Raw genomic sequence first — 17,720 nt, 5'->3', positions numbered from 1 at the left:
CGACGCCTACCCCCTTGCTGTTCCTCGGGAAATTTCCCGGGGGCGACGATAACAAACCATCCACATAGTTATCCACAGACTGTGGACAGTGCTGGGTACTACTCGTCGCGTTGTCTATCGGCGTGGATGCCGTGTCCGAGCTCTACGCAGTCCGGGACGGTCTGCGGGCTCGCGGCCGGTGTGGTCCTCGCTGAAGTTCCGGCGCCGCTCCGCGTGGAACGGCATTGCCAGAAGCTAACAGTTTTCTCTCGGAGTGCCAACCGTTCTGCAACATTGCCGACAGCTTCTTCACAGCAAGGGCAGAGTTCGTAACTGGTGTGGTTTTTGTTGCCGGATGAGACTGGGCTGAGCTGCAGGATGAGCAGTCCGGGCCAGGTTTGACCCAGGCAAATCTCGTCAGTACCCTCGAGCAGTCGCCCGCACGTGGCGATACGGCTGCGGCTCGGGGTCTTGGGGATCAATCCTCCGGAACTCACAGACGCTGCGCCGGCAAGATGGATGAGCTTACCAACGGTGGCAGCGTCCTCGGCCGCCATGACTGTCATGGCGACTGAGGTTGTCAACACCAGATCGAACGAGGAGAGACAGCCGTGGCCAAGGGCAAGCGGACTTTTCAGCCGAACAACCGCCGCCGGGCCCGTGTGCACGGTTTCCGGTTGCGGATGCGTACGCGCGCAGGTCGCGCCATCGTGTCGGCCCGCCGCAGCAAGGGCCGCCGCTCACTCACTGCGTGATCTGACGCAGGGTTCTCCGGCAGTGCTTCCGGCCCGGTACCGGATGACACGCTCCAGTGATTTCGGTGTCACGGTTCGCCAAGGCATACGGGCTTCCCAGCCCGACATCGTCGTGCACGCGTTGCACGACGATTTTGTCGATGATTGCGCAGACGGCCCCAAGATAGGGCTGGTGGTGTCCAAGTCGGTGGGTAATGCGGTGCAACGGCATCGGGTGTCCCGCCGGCTTCGGCATGTCGCGTATCAGCTCGTCACCGACGGCGTTCCGGTGCTCGGCCCGCAGGACCGGGTGGTCATCCGCGCATTGCCCGGAAGCCGGGACGCCGCGTCGAGCCGGCTGGAATCCGAGTTACGTTCCGCGCTGAAGAAGGCGCGTCATCAACGGCAGGCCCGACCGTGACGAGGTGGGCAGCCAACAGCGTGATCTTCGTGATTCAGCTGTACCGGACCATGATTTCACCGTTGCGGCTGCCGTCGTGCCGGTTCACCCCCACCTGCAGTCAGTACGCCGTCGACGCGTTGACCGAGTTCGGTCTGATCCGGGGCGGCTGGTTGGCCGTGGTCCGGTTGGCCAAATGTGCTCCGTGGCACCGTGGCGGGTGGGACCCCATTCCCGAGCGCGGTGACAAGGCCGGCGAGAAGACTTCGGTAGAAGTCGTCAGGAGCGATTCTGTTGTTTAACTGGTTCAGCCTCGACATCATCTATTACCCGGTGTCGGCGATCATGTGGGTCTGGTACAAGGCGTTCGCCTTCCTCCTCGGCCCGACGAACTTCTTCGCCTGGGCACTGTCGGTGGTGTTCCTGGTGTTCACCCTGCGCGCGATCCTCTACAAGCCGTTCGTCAAGCAGATCCGGACGACGCGGCAGATGCAGGAACTGCAGCCCCAGATCAAGGCCCTGCAGAAGAAGTACGGCAAGGACCGCCAGCGGATGGCGCTGGAGATGCAGAAGCTGCAGAAGGAACACGGCTTCAATCCGATCCTGGGCTGTCTGCCGATGCTCGCGCAGGTGCCGGTGTTCCTCGGGTTGTTCCACGTGTTGCGGTCCTTCAACCGCACCGGCCACAACTTCGGTGAGCTCGGGCTGGACATCGAGCTGAACAAGCAGCTGTCCAACTACGTGTTCAGCGCCACCGATGTGCAGAACTTCCTGCAGGCGAACCTGTTCGGCGCTCCCCTGGGCGCCACCATGATCCAGTCCGAGAGCAGCTGGGCGGCGTTCATCGGATTCGACGTCAGCCGCGTTGCGATCATCGGTGTCGGTGTGCCGCTGATGATCCTGGCCGGTGTCGCGACCTACTTCAACAGCCGCGCCTCGATTGCCCGCCAGAGCCCGGAGGCGGCGTCGAACCCGCAGACCGCGATGATGAACAAGCTCGCGCTGTACGTCTTCCCGCTCGGCGTCGTCGTCGGTGGGCCGTTCCTGCCGCTGGCCATCATCCTGTACTGGGTGTCGAACAACGTCTGGACGTTCGGACAGCAACACTACGTGTTCGGCAAGATCGAGCAGGAAGAAGAAGCCAAGAAGGCCGAGGCGCTGGAGCGCCGGTCGGCCAATGCTCCCGCTCCCGGCCAGAAGCCGAACAAGGCCCGCAAGGTCGTCAAGGATTCCTCGGCCACCGAGATCGTGGAGTCGAGTGCCGAGGAGTCGGCCAAGAAGCCGGGCCCGCAGAACGCTGCGCCCAAGTCGAAGAACACCAACGCAGGCGCCCGGCCCAAGAAGCCCAAGCGCTAGAAGCCAAAGCCGAGAGCCGATCGACCCCGGAAACGACCGGGAGGCGGACGTGGCGAAGTAAGGAGAAGACGGATATGACCGACGCCGAAACCACCGAGCGGACCGACGCCGCGGCCGAGGACGCCGAGACCACCGCCGGAGTGGACGACCTGGAGGAGCGACTGGTAGCCGAAGGCGAGATCGCCGGCGACTACCTCGAGGAGCTGCTGGACCTGTTGGACTTCGACGGCGACATCGACCTCGACGTCGAGGGCGACCGCGCCGTGGTGAGCATCGACGGGGGCAGCGACCTGAACAAGCTCGTGGGCCGAAAGGGTGAGGTGCTCGACGCCCTGCAGGAGCTGACCCGCCTCGCGGTGCACCAGAAGACCGGTGAGCGCAGCCGGCTGATGCTGGACATCGCCCGGTGGCGTCGTCGTCGTCGCGAGGAGCTCGCGGCCCTGGGCGACAAGATCGCCCGTCGGGTGGTGGAGTCCGGGCAGCGCGAGGAACTGTCACCGATGACCCCGTTCGAGCGCAAGATCGTGCATGACGCGGTCGCCGCGGTGGACGGGGTCCGCAGCGAGAGCGAGGGCGCCGAGCCGTCGCGTCGCGTCGTCGTCCTGCCCGCGTGAGCGCGTTAGTTACACGCATGTAGTTCAAGCAACAAGACAGGGCCGTCGGCCTGGTGCAACCGGAGGATGTTTCACGTGAAACATGGCGAACTGAGTCCGGCGCCCCAGCCGGCGGCCCTTTGCTTTGGCGATCGTTTGGACGTGGCGCAGCGCTACGGCGAGATCCTGGCGGGCGCCGGCATCGAACGCGGCCTGCTCGGACCGTCCGAGGTCGACCGGCTGTGGGACCGGCACCTGCTCAATAGCGCGGCGATGGCCGAGCTCTTCGAGCCGGGGGAGCGGGTGGCCGACATCGGCAGCGGGGCCGGACTGCCCGGCATACCGCTGGCGATCGCGCGCCCCGATCTTCACGTCACCCTCATCGAGCCGCTGCTGCGGCGCAGCGACTTTCTCAAGGAAGCGATCGGCGAACTGGGTCTGGACGTCACGGTGATCCGGGGCCGCGCCGAGGACAAGGCAGTGCGGGACGAGGCCGGCGCGATGGACGCAGTGGTCTCGCGAGCGGTTGCGTCATTGGACAAGCTGGCCCGGTGGAGTCTCCCGCTGCTGCGGGTCGGTGGCCGAATGCTGGCGTTGAAGGGGGAGCGGGCAGTGGAGGAAGTGCAGGAGCACCAGCGGACGCTGGCTTCGCTTGGTGCCACGGACGTGAGAGTGGTGAGATGTGGCGTGGAGTTTTTGAACCCGCCCGGCACCGTGGTGGTTGCGCGACGCGGAGCGACAGCAGTGCGGCCGGGTAGGAGGAAGCGATGAGGTTCGGACGGGAGCGGAACGCAGTGGGGAACGGCGGCAAGCCGGCGCCCGCGAAGGCGGCCGCGGTCGCCGCGCCCGAGAATGTTTCACGTGAAACCAACGGGCAACGGGAAACGTGGACGACGGCCGCGGGCACCTGGCAGGGTGATCCGGTGGCCGACACGCCTATCGCCGCTGAAGCCGAACGAGCGACCCGGCTGCTGCACAACCGTCAGGGCGGTCTGCCGCGCCCGGATCGTCAGCGCGTATTCACCATCGCCAATCAGAAGGGTGGGGTCGGTAAGACGACCACCGCGGTGAACGTCGCGGCGGCCCTCGCGCGTCAGGGACTGCAGGTTCTCGTCATCGATCTCGACCCGCAGGGCAATGCCAGCACCGCGCTCGGGATCGAACACCGGCAGGGGACGCCATCGTCCTACGAAGTACTCATCGGTGAAATCCCGCTCGAGGCGGCGCTGCAGCGCAGCCCGCACAACGAGCGGCTGTTCTGTGTGCCGGCCACCATCGACCTCGCCGGTGCCGAGATCGAACTCGTCAGCATGGTCGCCCGCGAGGGTCGACTGCGGGGAGCGCTGGCCGGGCTGAAGCAGCACAGCTTCGACTACGTCTTCATCGACTGCCCGCCCTCCCTCGGTCTGCTCACCATCAACGCTCTGGTGGCCGCCCCGGAGGTGCTGATCCCGATCCAGTGCGAGTACTACGCACTGGAGGGCGTCGGTCAGCTGCTGCGCAACATCGAGATGGTTAAGGCGCATCTGAATCCGGAACTGGACGTCACCACCGTCGTGCTCACCATGTACGACGGCCGGACCCGGCTGGCCGATCAGGTGGCCGAGGACGTGCGTGCCCACTTCGGTGACAAGGTGCTGCGGACGGTGATCCCGCGCAGCGTCAAGGTGTCCGAGGCTCCGGGGTACGGGATGACGATCCTGGATTACGACCCGGGTTCACGTGGAGCAATGAGCTATCTCGACGCGAGTCGGGAGATCGCACAGCGTGGTACGACGAAGGGGGCAGCACGATGAACCAGGCAAAGAAGCGCAGCGGTCTGGGACGCGGCCTGGCATCACTAATCCCCACCGGTCCGGCCGACGGGGAGGCGCTCGGCGGGCCGCGGATCGGCGACGCGGCGGCCGACATCCTGATGGGCGGCGCACCGTCACCGGCGCCGGCTCCCGCGCAGAACGCCGCCGCGGAGAGCGCCGCGGTATCGGAGTTCGGCGCGGTCTACCGGGAGATCGACCCCAAGCAGATCGATCCCAACCCGCGCCAGCCGCGGCAGGTCTTCGACGAGGAAGCGCTGTCGGAACTGGTGCACTCGATCAAGGAGTTCGGCGTCATGCAGCCGATCGTGGTGCGTGCGCTTCCCGCGGAGGACGGACCGACGCGCTACCAGTTGGTGATGGGGGAGCGGCGCTGGCGGGCCTCGCAGGAGGCCGGGCTCAGCGCGATCCCGGCCATCGTCCGGCAGACCACCGACGACAGCATGCTGCGCGACGCGCTGCTGGAGAACATCCATCGGGCCCAGCTAAACCCGTTGGAAGAGGCGTCGGCGTACCAGCAGCTGCTCGAGGAGTTCGGCGTCACCCACGACGAACTGGCCTCGCGGATCGGCCGGTCCCGCCCGCTCATCTCCAACATGATCCGTCTGCTCAAGTTGCCGATCCCGGTACAGCGGCGGGTGGCGGCCGGGGTGCTGTCCGCCGGTCATGCCCGTGCGTTGCTGTCCCTGGAAGGGGGACCGGAGAAGCAGGAGGAGCTGGCGGCCCGGATCGTCGCGGAGGGACTGTCGGTGCGGGCCACCGAGGAGGCCGTGACCCTGGCCAACCGCGCCGGGCCGTCCGAGCCGCCCGCGCCGCGCCGCAAGCCCATCCAGATGCCGGGCCTGCAGGACGTCGCCGAACAGTTGTCGACGGCCTTCGACACCCGGGTGACGGTGAGCCTGGGCAAGCGCAAGGGCAAGATCGTGGTGGAGTTCGGCTCGGTCGACGATCTGCAGCGGATCGTCGAACTGATGAACTCGACGAAGCAGTAACCGAGGAAAAGTGGCCGAATACGCGCGGGACTTCCGGGACCGGAGACACCGGCGAATTACGTCACTGTGACACTGAAATCGGCCAGCGTCGCTCAGGCACCGGTCCGGAAAGGAGAAGCTATGCGTGACAACATCTTTGGCTTCCGACGCCGGGTCGGCTGTCTTTGCCGGGCTCGGTGGGCTGAGCAGACGGGCTTCTCCTATTCTGGAGTGGCATCCGTGCGCGCCGGAACCATGTGAAGGTTGGGGTATCGAAGTGTCAGCACGTATCAGCCCGCTGCGGCTCGAGTCGTTCGAGCAGCTGCCCAAGCATGCGAGGCGGTGCGTGTTCTGGGAGGTCGACCCGTCCACCTTGCGCGGCGATGATCATCTAGCCGACCCGGAGTTCGAGAAGGAAGCGTGGCTCTCGATGGTCATGCTGGAGTGGGGCTCGTGTGGTCAGGTCGCCGTGGACTGTGCGGCCGAACCGGGGGAGCAGGATCCCGATCGGGCGGAGGTGTTCAGCGATGCCCCGTGCCTGGGTTACGTGTTCTACGCACCGCCGGGCGCCGTCCCCCGGGCGAAGAAGTTTCCGACCGGTCCGGTCAGCGCGGACGCCGTGCTGCTCACCTCGCTCGGACTCGATTCCGCCGACGACGGTGACCATCTGTCCCGCGGGCTGATCACCGCGGTGGTCGGCGATCTGGTGCGCCGCGGTGTGCGTGCGCTCGAGGCGTTCGGCCGCACCCCGCAGGTGGAGGAACTCGGCGAGTCCGGTGTGCCGTCCGATCTGCAGGCCGTGATCGAGGTGCTCGGGGACTGCTCGGCCGGCCAGTGCATCGTGGCGGCCGATCTGCTCATCGACATGGGCTTCGAAGTCGTTGCGCCACACCCGTATTTCCCGCGGCTGCGGCTCGAGCTCGAGCAGGGCCTGGGCTGGAAGGCCGATGTGGAAGCCGCACTGGAGCGGCTGCTGGAGAGCGCCCGACTGCAGGCGCCGGTCGGCGCCGTGCCGTGCGGGTGAGTGGTTAGCGGCCGGCCTGTTCGACCGATAGTTCGTGCGCCAGGAGTTCGGCGAAGGTGAAGGTGCCGGTGGGGCGGTCGTTCTTACCGAGCAGGTAGAGCCGCTTCACCGCGGCCAGCATGCCCTCGGCGATCACATCCCGGGCCTGACTGGAGGCCAGCAGCGCGCGGTCCTGCGAGTTGGTGACGTATCCCAGATCCACCTGGACCGTGGGCATCCGGGTCAGACGCAACAGATCCCATGTCCGGCCGTGCACCCGGCAATCGCTCATGCCGGTGCGCGCCACCAACTCTCGCTGAATGAAGTCGGCGAGGTTGCGCCCGATCGTGGACACCGAGCCGTGGGAGTTACCGAAGTGGAACGAGGCGACACCGTTCGCGGACGGGCTGCTGTGGCTGGTACACCGCAAACTGATCATCAGGTCGGCCCCGACGGTGTTTGCGGTTGCCGCGCGCTCGGCGTCCGACGGGCTACGCCCGACCGAACGGGACAGGAAGGTATCCATACCGATCGCCGTCATGCGGCCTTCGAGACGACTTGCCAAGTCCCACAGGATGTCTGCCTCGCTGAGCGGGCCCTCGGGGCCACTGATGATGGCACCTCGGTCATCGCCGCCCCGGCCCGGATCGATGATGACCCGCTTCCCGGACAGCCGCGGGCCGGAGCGCCGCACCAGCTCTTCCTCGCGGATGGCATGCGGTGAGCCCCCGGTGACCCGGGAACCCAGGAAATACAGGGAGCGCAGCGTTTCCGGACCGCAGATGCCATCCGGGAACAGGCCGTACTCGCGCTGGAAGAACATCAGCCCGTTGTGGGTCTGCAAGCCGAAGTGCCCGTCCACCAGGCCGGTGTAGAACCCGAGGTCCTGGAGGCGGGCCTGCAATGTGGCGACGTCGTCGCCGTACATCGGGGCACCGAACTGATGAGAGAGCGTGCGGGCGCCGAGTTGATAGGAGGCCTCCCGCAGTGCGCGGGAGGTTGCCTCACCCACCATGCCGTCCACCAGCAGGCCGCGCTGCTGCTGGAACGCGCGGACCGCATGGTCGAGCTCGGCATCGAACACGTCTACGGCGACATGCTTGCCGGTGGACAGGTCGGCGTCCGGGCTGTTGACCAGCCCGAGGGCCGCCAGAGCCGCCCTGATCTCGACGACCGCACTTCCCCGGTCGCCGCGACGCAGTATCGACATACCTGGCCTTTCAGACGCGCTGCACTGTCGGCAGGAGCCAACGTTCGCAGTTTGGACTGCAGGTATTGTCTCAGACACCCGGGAAAATCAGGCAAACCTGGGGGTCAGGCGTGGTCGCCGATCTCCCTGAGCAGTGCCGCCTTGCCCTTGGCGCCGACGATGCGCTTCACCGGCTGGCCGTCCTTGAACAAGATCAAGGTCGGGATCGATACGACCTGAAAGTCACGCGCGGTGGCCGGGTTGGCGTCCACGTCGAGTTTGACGACCTTCAACTCGCCGGCCTTCTCGGCGGCGATCTCCTCCAGCACCGGGGCGATCATCTTGCAGGGGCCGCACCAGGTGGCCCAGAAGTCGACCAGCACCGGGGTGGAACTGGTCAGCACGTCCTGGGAAAACGAATCGTCGGTGACGACGGTGGTCGCGGAATTCTCGCTCATCAATTCTCCTGGTCTAGTGGTCAATTGGGGGAGGGGTGTCTAATCCTCTGTGGGAGCAGGGAATTCGGTGAGCCAACGCTCGGTGTCGATGGCCGCCGAACAGCCCGACCCGGCGGCCGTGATGGCCTGCCGGTAGGTGTGGTCCACCAGATCGCCTGCGGCGAAGACACCTTCGACGGAAGTGGCGGTACTGCGACCGATCACCTTCACGTATCCGTCATCATCGACGTCGACCTGACCGCGCACAAGATCCGACCGCGGGATGTGGCCGATCGCCACGAACACGCCCGTCACCGCGAGCTTGGACTCTTCGCCGGTCACGGTGTCGCGCAAGCGAATTCCGGTCACCTTCGGGTCACCCTCGATCTCGGTGATCGCGCTGTTGGTGAGGAAGGTGATCTTCTCGTTGGCCTGCGCGCGATCCAGCATGATCTTGGACGCGCGGAACTCTTCGCGCCGGTGGATCAGCGTGACGGACCGGGCGAACTTGGTCAGGAAGATGGCCTCCTCCATCGCCGAGTCGCCGCCACCGACCACCGCGATGTCCTGGTCGCGGAAGAAGAAGCCGTCACAGGTGGCACAGGTGCTCACGCCGAGCCCGATGCGTTCCATCTCGCCGGGAACCCCGAGCTGGCGGGCGGCGGCACCCATCGCGAGGATGACCGACCGGGCGCGGTGCGTTTCGTCACCGACGGTGACGGTCTTGATCGGGCCGGTCAGGTCGACGGCGTCGACATCTTCCATCCGCAGGTCGGCGCCGAAGCGCAGCGCCTGCTCGCGCATCTCCTCCATCAGATTGGGTCCCATGATGCCTTCGCGGAACCCGGGATAGTTCTCCACCTCGGTGGTGGTCATCAACGCACCACCGAACTGGATGCCCTCGAACACCAGCGGCTTCAACTGGGCGCGGGCCGTGTACACCGCGGCGGTGTACCCGGCGGGGCCGGAGCCGATGATGATCACGTCGTGAACGGGGGACGTGGCCTCCGAAGTGGTGGACATCCTGGATATCCCAGCCTTTCTGCCGCATACGCGGCCAGTTGTTCAAACATCAGGGTAGGCGGGGGTGTTCCCGCCCGTCCCAGTCGGGGCAGTCGGCCGGGGCGGGAGTCACGGACGGGCGACCCGGGTGCGGGCCAGCTCCCCGGCGCCGGCGGCCGGACACTGCGGTGCGACCACCAATGCGATAACGGATGAGGGTTCCGGGGCGGGCAGCACCAGCAGCACACCCGTGGACACCGGCCGGGCACCCAGGATCGGGGTGTCGGCGGGGAGTCCGACGGCCTGCAGGCAACCCTGCGGATCGGCCAGCCCGCCCAGGGAAGCCGGCTGGTCCAGCAATTCCAGGACCCCGACGTCGCCCAGCGGCACGGTGGCCGGGGCGCGCTGGACGGTGATGTGCCGGGCGGTGGGCCCCGGATCCCGGCTGACCGGCCGGTCGGCATCCGCACCGATCATGGCGAACAGGCCGAGCCCGACGGCGAGCACCGCCGCGATGATCCCGGCCACCAGCACCGGCCGGGACTGGGATACCCGGTGCGCCGGCGGCGGCGCTCTGCGTAGCGCGGACCGGATGGCGGCCGTCACATCGGCAGGTGCAGGCTCGGCAGAGGCATCGTCGGCGCCGAGCGCGGCCAGATCGCGGCGCACCCGGTCGTGGGCGGCGCGCAGGTCGGCTGCGGCGGGATCCCCCGATTCGGGCTGCACCATCTCATCATCGCGCGGCGGATCCCGTTTCGGCGGTAACCGCGGGGGTGCCCAGATATCCGAGCGTGCCCGCCAGCTTCGTCCGGGCCCGCGCGCAGCGGCTCTTCACGGTGCCTTCCGGCACGCCCAGCAGTCGCGCCGTCTCTGCGATCGAGAAGCCCTGCATGTCGACGGCGACCACGGCCGCGCGTTGGTCGACGGGCAGCCGCATCAGCGCGCGTTCCACCACGATGGCGGTCACCACCCGGGAGGCCGGATCGGCGATGCAGCCGGCCACGGTGCCGTCCAGCGGTGTGGTCGGGTGTGCCTTGTGACGGCGCAGCCGGTCCAGACAGGCGTTCACCACGATCCGGTGCAGCCAGCTGCGCACCGAGCAGTCGTGCCGGAACCGCGCGGCATTGCAGTGCGCGGACAGCATGGCGTCCTGCAGGGCATCGCGGGCGTCGTCGGGGCAGCGGCTGGTGATCCGGGCCAGCCGGTAGAGCTGCGGCTGGTGCCGGTTGAACAGCTCCTCGAAGGCCAGCCGGTCACCCGCCACATGGGCGGCCAGCAACTGTGCGTCGGTGCGATCGTGCCCAGAGCATCCCCCGAAACTCCCCACAGCCGAACACTAAGGGTGCGCGCAGCCCTCATTGGGCACCAACTTGGCGATGCCCGCTGACCTGTGGTTACCCGTCGTCAGGGCTGGGGATAACCCTCAGGACGCCGCGTTGAGGGTGATCTCACCGATGTCGGTGCGGCTCTTCCCGTCCACCGTGCCGAGCGTGGAGATCCACACCAGCACATACGGCGTGGCCTTCGGATCCTCGATCTCGATGGTGTTGGAACCCTTCTTCACCGGTGTCGGCTCGGTCAGCGCGGTGGTGTCCTCCAGCGAGGCCGGGCTGGCCGAATCCGAGCCGCGGATCTGTACGGCGGTGCCCACGCTGGACACGTCCAGCGTGACCGACCCGATCGCGGTGGACCGGGGTAGCTGCAGCATCAGACCGACACCGTTCTTGAACCCGGGGAACGGGGAGGGATCGGAGTAGGTGTCGCTGGGCCACACGGTGGACGGGTTGCCGTCGATGGCCAGTCCCGCCTCGGCGGGCGCATCGGCCTCTCCTTCGGGGGAGAACACCGTGGCGCGCACCGGCTTGACGACGGTCCCGCCCTCCGCCTGCTCGGAGGTGCTGGTCGGACTGTTCAGCCCGAGCTCGTCGCGGCCCAGCCCGTCACCGACATTGCCGAAGATGCGGCTGAGGATGGTGGCCAGCAGCACCAGGGCCAGGACCACGACGACGCCGCCGGCCGCCAGGCCGATGATGATGCCCTTGCGGCGCCGCGCCGCGGCCTCCGCATCCAGGTCGCCGGTACCGAAGCGGGCAGCGGGTTCCGCGGTCTCGTCGACCGGCGCGATGTACTCGGTGCGGTCCGCCACGGCGGTGGCCTGCTGTAGCAGGTTGAGCAGGGTCGGTGCGGTCCGGATACCGCCCTCTTCCTGCACCGCCCGGGCGGCCGCCGCGGAGATCTGGAACGGGATGTCCCCGTCCACGGACTGTGGCTCCACCGGTTGGCCCGCGGCGTCGAGGTCGGCGGGGGCCAGACCGCTGTGCAGGCCGGACTCGGGCAGCGGCCACCGGTTGATCAGCAGGGCGTACAGCGAGGCGCCGATACCGCGGATGTCGTCCTCGGGGGTGGCGTCGGGCAGGGTGGCCGGGAAGGCGAGCACGACGTCGCCCTCGATGCTCACCCGCACCCGGCTCGGATCGTCGATCGACAGCGCGACACCGGCGCGGTGCGCGGCCTCGGCGGCCGCCGCCAGCGACTGGATCGCGCGGGCCCCACCGATCGGCGACGGCGAGGTCTCGGCGACCTCGGCCAGCGAGCCGCCACGGATCCACTCGGAGACCACCAGCCCACCGGAACCGGTGCGGGCAACATCGAGCACCCGGGCGATGCCCGGGGTCTCCACCTTGGACAGCCGCATGGTGCGGGTCAGGATTTCCTGCAGTTCCTTGTCCGGCAGGACTGCGTCGGGGTCGACGAAGGTCAGGGCCACCTGGCGGTCCAGGGCGGTGTCCAGGGCGTGCCAGAACTGCAGGTGCGGGGGCCCGCCGTGGAACACCAGCAGCCGGTAGCGGCCACCGGCGATGGTGGCGCCCGGGATGAGATGCACATCCTCGTCGGCGGTGGCGGTCTCGAGCGCGGGTTCCCGAGGGGGGTCGAAGGCCAGGGGTGCCCGGGTCGGGTCGTCGCCGTAGTCGGCCGGAGGCCGCTGTCCGGGTCCGTCGGCCGGAGGCCGGTCGGCCGGCGGCGGTGCGCTGAAACCTCCGGTGTCGGGCTGGAAGTCGCCAGCGGCCGGTCCCTGGTCGGAGCGCCCGCCTGCCCGGGGTGCCGATCCGGTCACGGGGTCATCGCTCACCGCTGGTGGTCCTTTCGGCATCTGCTGCTGTGCAATTCCCGCGTGCGGTCCGTACCGGCGCGCAGCCGGGGGGCGTGCAGGCCGCATGGGATGCGAATTGCTGTGATCAGAGTACGTGACCGGGGATTGCGCTCGTGGCCGGTCAGGCGCGGAAACGGCCGGGGTCCGGCCGGGCAGCCGGCGCTGCACGGCGGCCACCGCGGCGACCGCATCGGGTACCTTGGCCGCCCACAGCACCGCGCCGAGGATCGGCAGCATGATGACGCCGAGTACGAACAGCCGCAGCAGCGATCCGAGGCCGCCACCGTGCTCGGTCAGCGCCTCCAGCCCGAGCAGCTGATCGACCACGTGCGCGGCCAGCCCGGCGATCATCGACGCCGCGATGGTGACCAGGATGGTGCGCAGCACGTCCAGGTTGAGCATCTTGCCGCCGGGCGGGTTGAGGTTGGCGCGCAGCACCAGGTACCCGACGGTGGCGCCGGCCAGGAACCCGAGCCCGTTGGCCAGGCCCAGGTACCCGGCGACCATGCCGGGGTCGGAGACCAGATGCGGCACCGCCACCGAGGCCGAGATCTTCACCGCGGTGATCACCAGGATCAGCACGATCGGGGTCCACGGCTGCTGCCGCGCGTAGAACACCCGCAGCTGCAGCAGCACCAGCGCATACGGGATCAGGGTGAAGGCGGACAGGGTGATCGCCATGCCGAGATATCCGGCGTCGGTCTGGCCGAAGTTGCCGTAGGCGAACAGCGCGCTGCCGATGGCGGGGCCGCCCACCGTCATCATCGCCACGATCGGGATGAGCGTGATCATGGTCAGTCGGGTGGCGAGGTTCAGGTCGGCCAGCACGGCCGGGCCGTCGTCGGCGGCGGCGTTGCGGGACAGCCGTGGCATCACCACGGTCAGCACCGTCACCCCGATGATGCCGAACGGCAGCTGCAGGATCAGCCAGGTGTAGTTGTAGATGGCCGGGCCCGAAGCCGCTGCGCCGCTGGCGATCTGGTTGCCGACGATCAGGCCGATCTGGCTGATGAGTACGTAGAGCACCATCGCCAGCGCCATCATGCCGAATTGTTTGAGCCGGTCGTCGATACCCCACAGCGGGCGCAGGCTGATGCGTTCGGCGCGCAGCGCCAGGATGAGCACCGCGGCCTGGGCGACCACGCCGAGGGTGGTGCCGATGCCCAGCACCAGCAGTTTGGCGTTGCCCATCTCGACCGGGTCGACGGACAGTTCGCCGGGTACCAGCAGGTACACCGCCAAGGTCAGGATCGCCACGACGTTGTTCAGCACCGGCGCCCAGGCCGGCGGCCCGAATACGTTGCGGGTGTTCAGGATCGCCATGTACACCGAGGTGAGCCCGTAGAAGATCACCTGCGGGAGCAGCAGATAGGCGAACGCGGTGGTCAGTGGGCGGTTGACCAGCGGGTCGCTGCCGAGCATCAGATCCACCAGCAGGGGAGCGGCGGCCACCGACAGGATCGTGGCCACGATCAGCAGTGCGGTGGCGAGCGTGACCAGGCGCCGCATGAACGCGGTGCCGCCGTCGGGGTCGTCACGTTCGGCGCGGGCCAGCACCGGCACGAAGATCGCGGTGAAGGTCGCCTCCAGCACCAGCGCGGCGATCAGGTTGGGCAGCTGGTTGGCCACGGTGAACGAGCTGAGCAGCGGGCCGCCCAGGATCAGCGCGAGCAGCACCATGCGGGCGAACCCGGTGAGCCGGCTGACCAGGGTGGCCACCGCCATGCCCCATGACCGCGACACGACCGCCGAATCGGACAGTTCCTGGCGCGGCTGACCGGGCCGGGGGGCGGTCGGTGCGGCGCCACCTGCCCGGCGGCGGGTGGTGTGCCCGCGGGGCACCCGTTGCGGGTTGGTCATCGAGGCTCGTCTGTTCGTGGTGGTCGGTCGTTGCCGTGGGCCAGCGCGGTGTCCAGTGGATCGGGGCGCCGGGGGGTCGGCGGGATCAGGTCGGCCCGGTCGGGTTGACCGCGGAAACGGTGCCACAGCCGTCGTCCGACCAGTAGCGCCAGGATCACACCACCGGTCAGTGTGATGAAGAACAGCACCTTGCCGTAGGCGTTGGAATGCACCGACAGGCGGACCGGATCGCCCAGCGGCAATCCCTCGGCGGTGCTCAGGTTCACGTCGATGGCGAACCGCTGGGTGAAGTGCACCTCGATCGGTACCCGCAGCGGCAGGAAACCCGGCGGCAGTTCGATCTCGCCCGGGTCGGTCACCGCCACGCCGGGCGGTGCGGTGATCTGCAGCCGGACCCGGATCGGCACGGGCAGATCGTTGCGCAGCGCCAGCGGCAGCGGGCTGCGTTCGGTGGCCAGCGTGTAGGAGTCGCCCGGGTTGACCACGGTGACTGCCGCGAACAGATCGGCAACGGTGCGGCTGACGGTCGAAAGTCGTTGCTGGGCAGCCTGGTTACGGCTGTTCGCGGCGATCGACTGGCTGAGCGCGCGCAGCATGTCCTCGCGCAGCGGGGCGGTGTACTGGGTACCGGTCAGGCCGGTCCGCTGATCGGCGGTCAGCGCCGAGGTCAGCCCCCAGAGTCGGCCGGTGACCGCCGAGATTCCCGAGGTGACCCCGTTGTCGATGAAGGCGTCCGGGTCCAGGGTGGGCTCGGGGACCGGATTGGGCTCCGGTGGTGCGGCCCGCGGCGTCTCGAGGATCACGGCCGGCAGCGGCCGGGGCTCGGCCAGACCCGCGCGGATGGCGCTCGCCACCGAGGTCAGCAGGCTCTGCGCCTCGCCGGGGTTCAGATCCCAGGTCAGCGGTGGCAGCACGATCTGGGTGCGGGGTTCGGAGTCGGGGGACAAGCCGCGCCACAGCAGCGCGCCGAGCGCGTTCTGCAGCCGGGCTGTCCGGGAGTCGTGCTGCAGCGGGATGCGCAGATCCTCGTCGAGGTGGGTCGGGGTGATCGGCGCGCCCCCGGCCCCGGCCAGCGCGGCACCCAGAGCGGGGTCGAACGGGGCGGTGACGACGTCGGAGGAGTTGCGCTGCGGGGTGAGGTCCGCCCCGCCGGGGTCCTGTGCCGAGAGCGCGGCGGCGGCGACGGCCACCGTGGGCCCCCGGGCGCCGAGTAGCGACACCGCCGGCGCGGTCAGCGGTGCGTCCCCGATCAGGGTGGCGCCGCGTACCGAACGGGTCCCGAGGATCTGGTCCACGATGTCGGCGGCGCCGGTGGTGGCCACCGCGCTCAGGGCGGTGTCGCCGACCCGCTTGAGCGCGTCCAGGTCGGCCTGGGAGTACACCGTGGACGTCACGCACAGCCGCTGCGCGAGTCCCCGGAGCCGGTTCAGCCAGGTGACCGCCGCCTCCTGACCGATGCCGGGGTGAGTGGGTGCGGCCAGCCCGCCGTCGGGGTCGTCGGTGACGACATAGCCGCCGGTCATGGCGTTGACGGTGATGAGCAGGTCCGGGTCGACCGCCAGGCACAGTGCGCCGCCGACGGCGCCGTCGGCGTCCACCTCGGCGCTGGTGGCGAAGTCCGCGGCCGACAACAGGGTGTCCAGCCGTCCGCCGGGCGCCAGCGAGGTGGCCAGTTCGTCGTCGAGCAGCCGGACCGGGGTGGTCCCGCCCGGGATGCCGGCGGCCAGCCGCGGGCGGTCGGCCAGCGGCCACAACACCGTCATCGCCACCGGCCGGGAGGTGTCCGGGGCGACCACTGCGGACAGGCCCTCGGAGTCACCGGTGGCCGGGTCGGGGGGGACACCGAGCACGGGGAGCAGCAGCCGGGCGTCGTCGAGGCGGGCCGGGTCACCGTAATCAGGGGTGCCGTTGACGTTCACCAGCAGCGGATAGACGCCGGGCTGGTCGATCCGCAGGGACGGTTCTCCGGTGCCGCGCACCGGGTAGGCCAGGGTGAACGGCACCTCCTGGCCGCGCTGTAGCTCGGCGGACAGCGTGATGAACGGCGCGACCGCGGTGTACTGGTCGAGGTTGCCGGACAGGTTGGTCCGCAGCCCCGCCGATCCGGTGACGGCGGGCGCGGACTCCAGCCGGACCACCACGTCGCGGACCGGACGGTCACCGACATTGCGCACGGTGCCCGCGACGGTGACCACCGCGCCGCTGGTCGTCGTGACGATGTCGGGGGTGACGCGGTCGATCCGCAGGGTCAGGAACGCGGCGGAATCCGGTTCGGCGGCCGCGGCGCCGGGCAGTACGGCGGGGGTCGCGAGGAGGAGCAGCAGTACAGCGGCGGTGAGGACGCGAACCAGCACCCGGGCCCGGTTCACGGGCCCTGTCCGCAACCGTTCGCCCGCCGGGGTGGCGAATCCTCGGGGCGGCGGTTGCGGGTGTGCGAATGGGTCTGGGGACGCCGGCGCGGCGCGCTGTGCGGCAGCGGCGGCAGCGCACCGGGGCCGTCGGTGTGCAGTTTGTCGATGAGCTCGCCGGCCACCACGGCCAGCCGGCGTTCGTCGGCGTAGGCCAGCCGGGCGGGTAGATCGCGCAGCGGCACCCAGGCCACCTCGGTGACCTCCATGTCCTCATCGGAGAGATCACCGCCCAGGAAGCGCATCAGGTAATGGTGCACGGTCTTGTGCACCCGGCGGCCCTCGGTGACGAACCAGTAGTCGATGCTGCCGAGTGCGGCGAGCACACTGCCCTGCACACCGGTCTCCTCGGCGACCTCGCGGACGGCGGTCTGTTCGGCGGTCTCGCCGACCTCGATATGCCCCTTCGGCAGCGACCACAGCATCCGTCCGCGCCGGTCGATCCGACCGATCAGCGCCGCCACCTGGGTGTCCTTCGGGCCGTCGAGGCCGTCGATGACCAGGCCGCCGGCCGAGGTCTCGTGCACGGTGCGCAGCCGGTCCGGGGCGCGCCGCGTGACCGGGCGCGGCTTGCGGTTCTGCCCGGGCTTGGCCGGCTGGGCGGTGTTGCTCGGGGACGGGCCGGAGTTCGTTGCCTTGCCGGGCTGGCCGACGGGTTGGGTGCCCGACTCGGCGGTGCTGCCGGTGCGTTCGGTGTCGGCCTCGGGCGGACCGGCAGCCCGGCGACCGCGGCGACGCCCCCGGCGCCGTCGAGGCTTGGCGTGCTCACCGTCCGACACCCAAGCGATAGTAGTTGCCGCGGCTTTACCTGCTCGCCACACGC

Annotated in this window: 17 protein-coding genes; 9 read left to right on the top strand and 8 right to left on the bottom strand. The window is 68.9% G+C overall.

The genetic code is table 11. The features are described from left to right. The first annotated feature begins 590 nt into the window (after positions 1 to 590). The 9 genes from rpmH (at position 591) to V4U86_RS29070 (ending at position 6,871) form a co-directional block, all read left to right on the top strand. Positions 591 to 734 (top strand): 50S ribosomal protein L34, encoded by a 144-nt coding sequence (gene rpmH, locus V4U86_RS29110; protein WP_087028634.1) that lies wholly within the window; start codon positions 591 to 593, stop codon positions 732 to 734. Positions 735 to 756: 22 nt separating this feature from the next. Continuing rightward, positions 757 to 1,134, top strand: a complete 378-nt coding sequence (gene rnpA, locus V4U86_RS29105) for a ribonuclease P protein component (RefSeq protein ID WP_395309281.1) — start codon at positions 757 to 759, stop codon at positions 1,132 to 1,134. Positions 1,135 to 1,184: 50 nt separating this feature from the next. Further along, positions 1,185 to 1,415, top strand: a complete 231-nt coding sequence (yidD, locus tag V4U86_RS29100; RefSeq protein ID WP_395312257.1) for a membrane protein insertion efficiency factor YidD — start codon at positions 1,185 to 1,187, stop codon at positions 1,413 to 1,415. Between the two features lie 43 nt (positions 1,416 to 1,458). Then, positions 1,459 to 2,469: a membrane protein insertase YidC gene (yidC, locus tag V4U86_RS29095; protein WP_395312256.1), complete on the top strand. Its 1,011-nt coding sequence runs from the start codon at positions 1,459 to 1,461 to the stop codon at positions 2,467 to 2,469. A gap of 74 nt (positions 2,470 to 2,543) precedes the next feature. After that, positions 2,544 to 3,083 carry a protein jag gene (locus V4U86_RS29090; RefSeq protein WP_395309280.1) on the top strand — a complete coding sequence of 180 codons (540 nt, stop codon included), beginning with the start codon at positions 2,544 to 2,546 and terminating at the stop codon, positions 3,081 to 3,083. Positions 3,084 to 3,149: 66 nt separating this feature from the next. Further along, a complete protein-coding gene (gene rsmG, locus V4U86_RS29085) occupies positions 3,150 to 3,833 on the top strand; it encodes a 16S rRNA (guanine(527)-N(7))-methyltransferase RsmG (RefSeq protein ID WP_395309279.1) in 684 nt (227 codons plus the stop codon). Then, positions 3,830 to 4,858 carry a ParA family protein gene (locus V4U86_RS29080; RefSeq protein WP_395309278.1) on the top strand — a complete coding sequence of 343 codons (1,029 nt, stop codon included), beginning with the start codon at positions 3,830 to 3,832 and terminating at the stop codon, positions 4,856 to 4,858. Before rsmG ends, V4U86_RS29080 begins: the two co-directional genes overlap by 4 nt. After that, positions 4,855 to 5,868 (top strand): ParB/RepB/Spo0J family partition protein, encoded by a 1,014-nt coding sequence (locus V4U86_RS29075; protein WP_395309277.1) that lies wholly within the window; start codon positions 4,855 to 4,857, stop codon positions 5,866 to 5,868. Before V4U86_RS29080 ends, V4U86_RS29075 begins: the two co-directional genes overlap by 4 nt. 256 nt (positions 5,869 to 6,124) lie before the next feature. Continuing rightward, positions 6,125 to 6,871 (top strand): acetyltransferase, encoded by a 747-nt coding sequence (locus V4U86_RS29070; protein WP_395309276.1) that lies wholly within the window; start codon positions 6,125 to 6,127, stop codon positions 6,869 to 6,871. Between the two features lie 4 nt (positions 6,872 to 6,875). Here the strand turns inward: V4U86_RS29070 and V4U86_RS29065 are convergent, their stop codons facing one another. From V4U86_RS29065 to V4U86_RS29030, 8 genes are all read right to left on the bottom strand, one after another. After that, positions 6,876 to 8,060: an N-acetylmuramoyl-L-alanine amidase gene (locus V4U86_RS29065; RefSeq protein WP_395309275.1), complete on the bottom strand. Its 1,185-nt coding sequence runs from the start codon at positions 8,058 to 8,060 to the stop codon at positions 6,876 to 6,878. Between the two features lie 104 nt (positions 8,061 to 8,164). Continuing rightward, positions 8,165 to 8,497 carry a thioredoxin gene (trxA, locus tag V4U86_RS29060; protein WP_395309274.1) on the bottom strand — a complete coding sequence of 111 codons (333 nt, stop codon included), beginning with the start codon at positions 8,495 to 8,497 and terminating at the stop codon, positions 8,165 to 8,167. Between the two features lie 39 nt (positions 8,498 to 8,536). Beyond that, on the bottom strand, positions 8,537 to 9,499 hold the full coding sequence (gene trxB, locus V4U86_RS29055) for a thioredoxin-disulfide reductase (RefSeq protein WP_395309273.1): 963 nt from the start codon (positions 9,497 to 9,499) through the stop codon (positions 8,537 to 8,539). 108 nt (positions 9,500 to 9,607) lie between these two features. Continuing rightward, entirely contained in the window at positions 9,608 to 10,207 is a 600-nt protein-coding gene (locus tag V4U86_RS29050; protein ID WP_395309272.1) for a hypothetical protein, read from the bottom strand. A gap of 4 nt (positions 10,208 to 10,211) precedes the next feature. Further along, positions 10,212 to 10,805, bottom strand: coding sequence for an RNA polymerase sigma factor SigM (sigM, locus tag V4U86_RS29045; RefSeq protein ID WP_395309271.1), 594 nt, complete (start codon positions 10,803 to 10,805; stop codon positions 10,212 to 10,214). Positions 10,806 to 10,901: 96 nt separating this feature from the next. Next, a complete protein-coding gene (gene murJ, locus V4U86_RS29040; RefSeq protein WP_395309270.1) occupies positions 10,902 to 14,489 on the bottom strand; it encodes a murein biosynthesis integral membrane protein MurJ in 3,588 nt (1,195 codons plus the stop codon). Next, entirely contained in the window at positions 14,486 to 16,858 is a 2,373-nt protein-coding gene (locus V4U86_RS29035; protein ID WP_395309269.1) for a DUF6049 family protein, read from the bottom strand. Before V4U86_RS29035 ends, murJ begins: the two co-directional genes overlap by 4 nt. After that, positions 16,855 to 17,676 (bottom strand): NUDIX hydrolase, encoded by an 822-nt coding sequence (locus V4U86_RS29030; RefSeq protein WP_395309268.1) that lies wholly within the window; start codon positions 17,674 to 17,676, stop codon positions 16,855 to 16,857. The genes V4U86_RS29035 and V4U86_RS29030 overlap by 4 nt, the downstream gene beginning before the upstream one ends. Positions 17,677 to 17,720: the final 44 nt, after the last annotated feature.

The sequence above is a fragment of the Mycobacterium sp. AMU20-3851 genome, from assembly GCF_043974665.1.
Classification (GTDB): domain Bacteria; phylum Actinomycetota; class Actinomycetes; order Mycobacteriales; family Mycobacteriaceae; genus Mycobacterium.
This window is presented reverse-complemented; position numbering and strand designations above follow the sequence as displayed.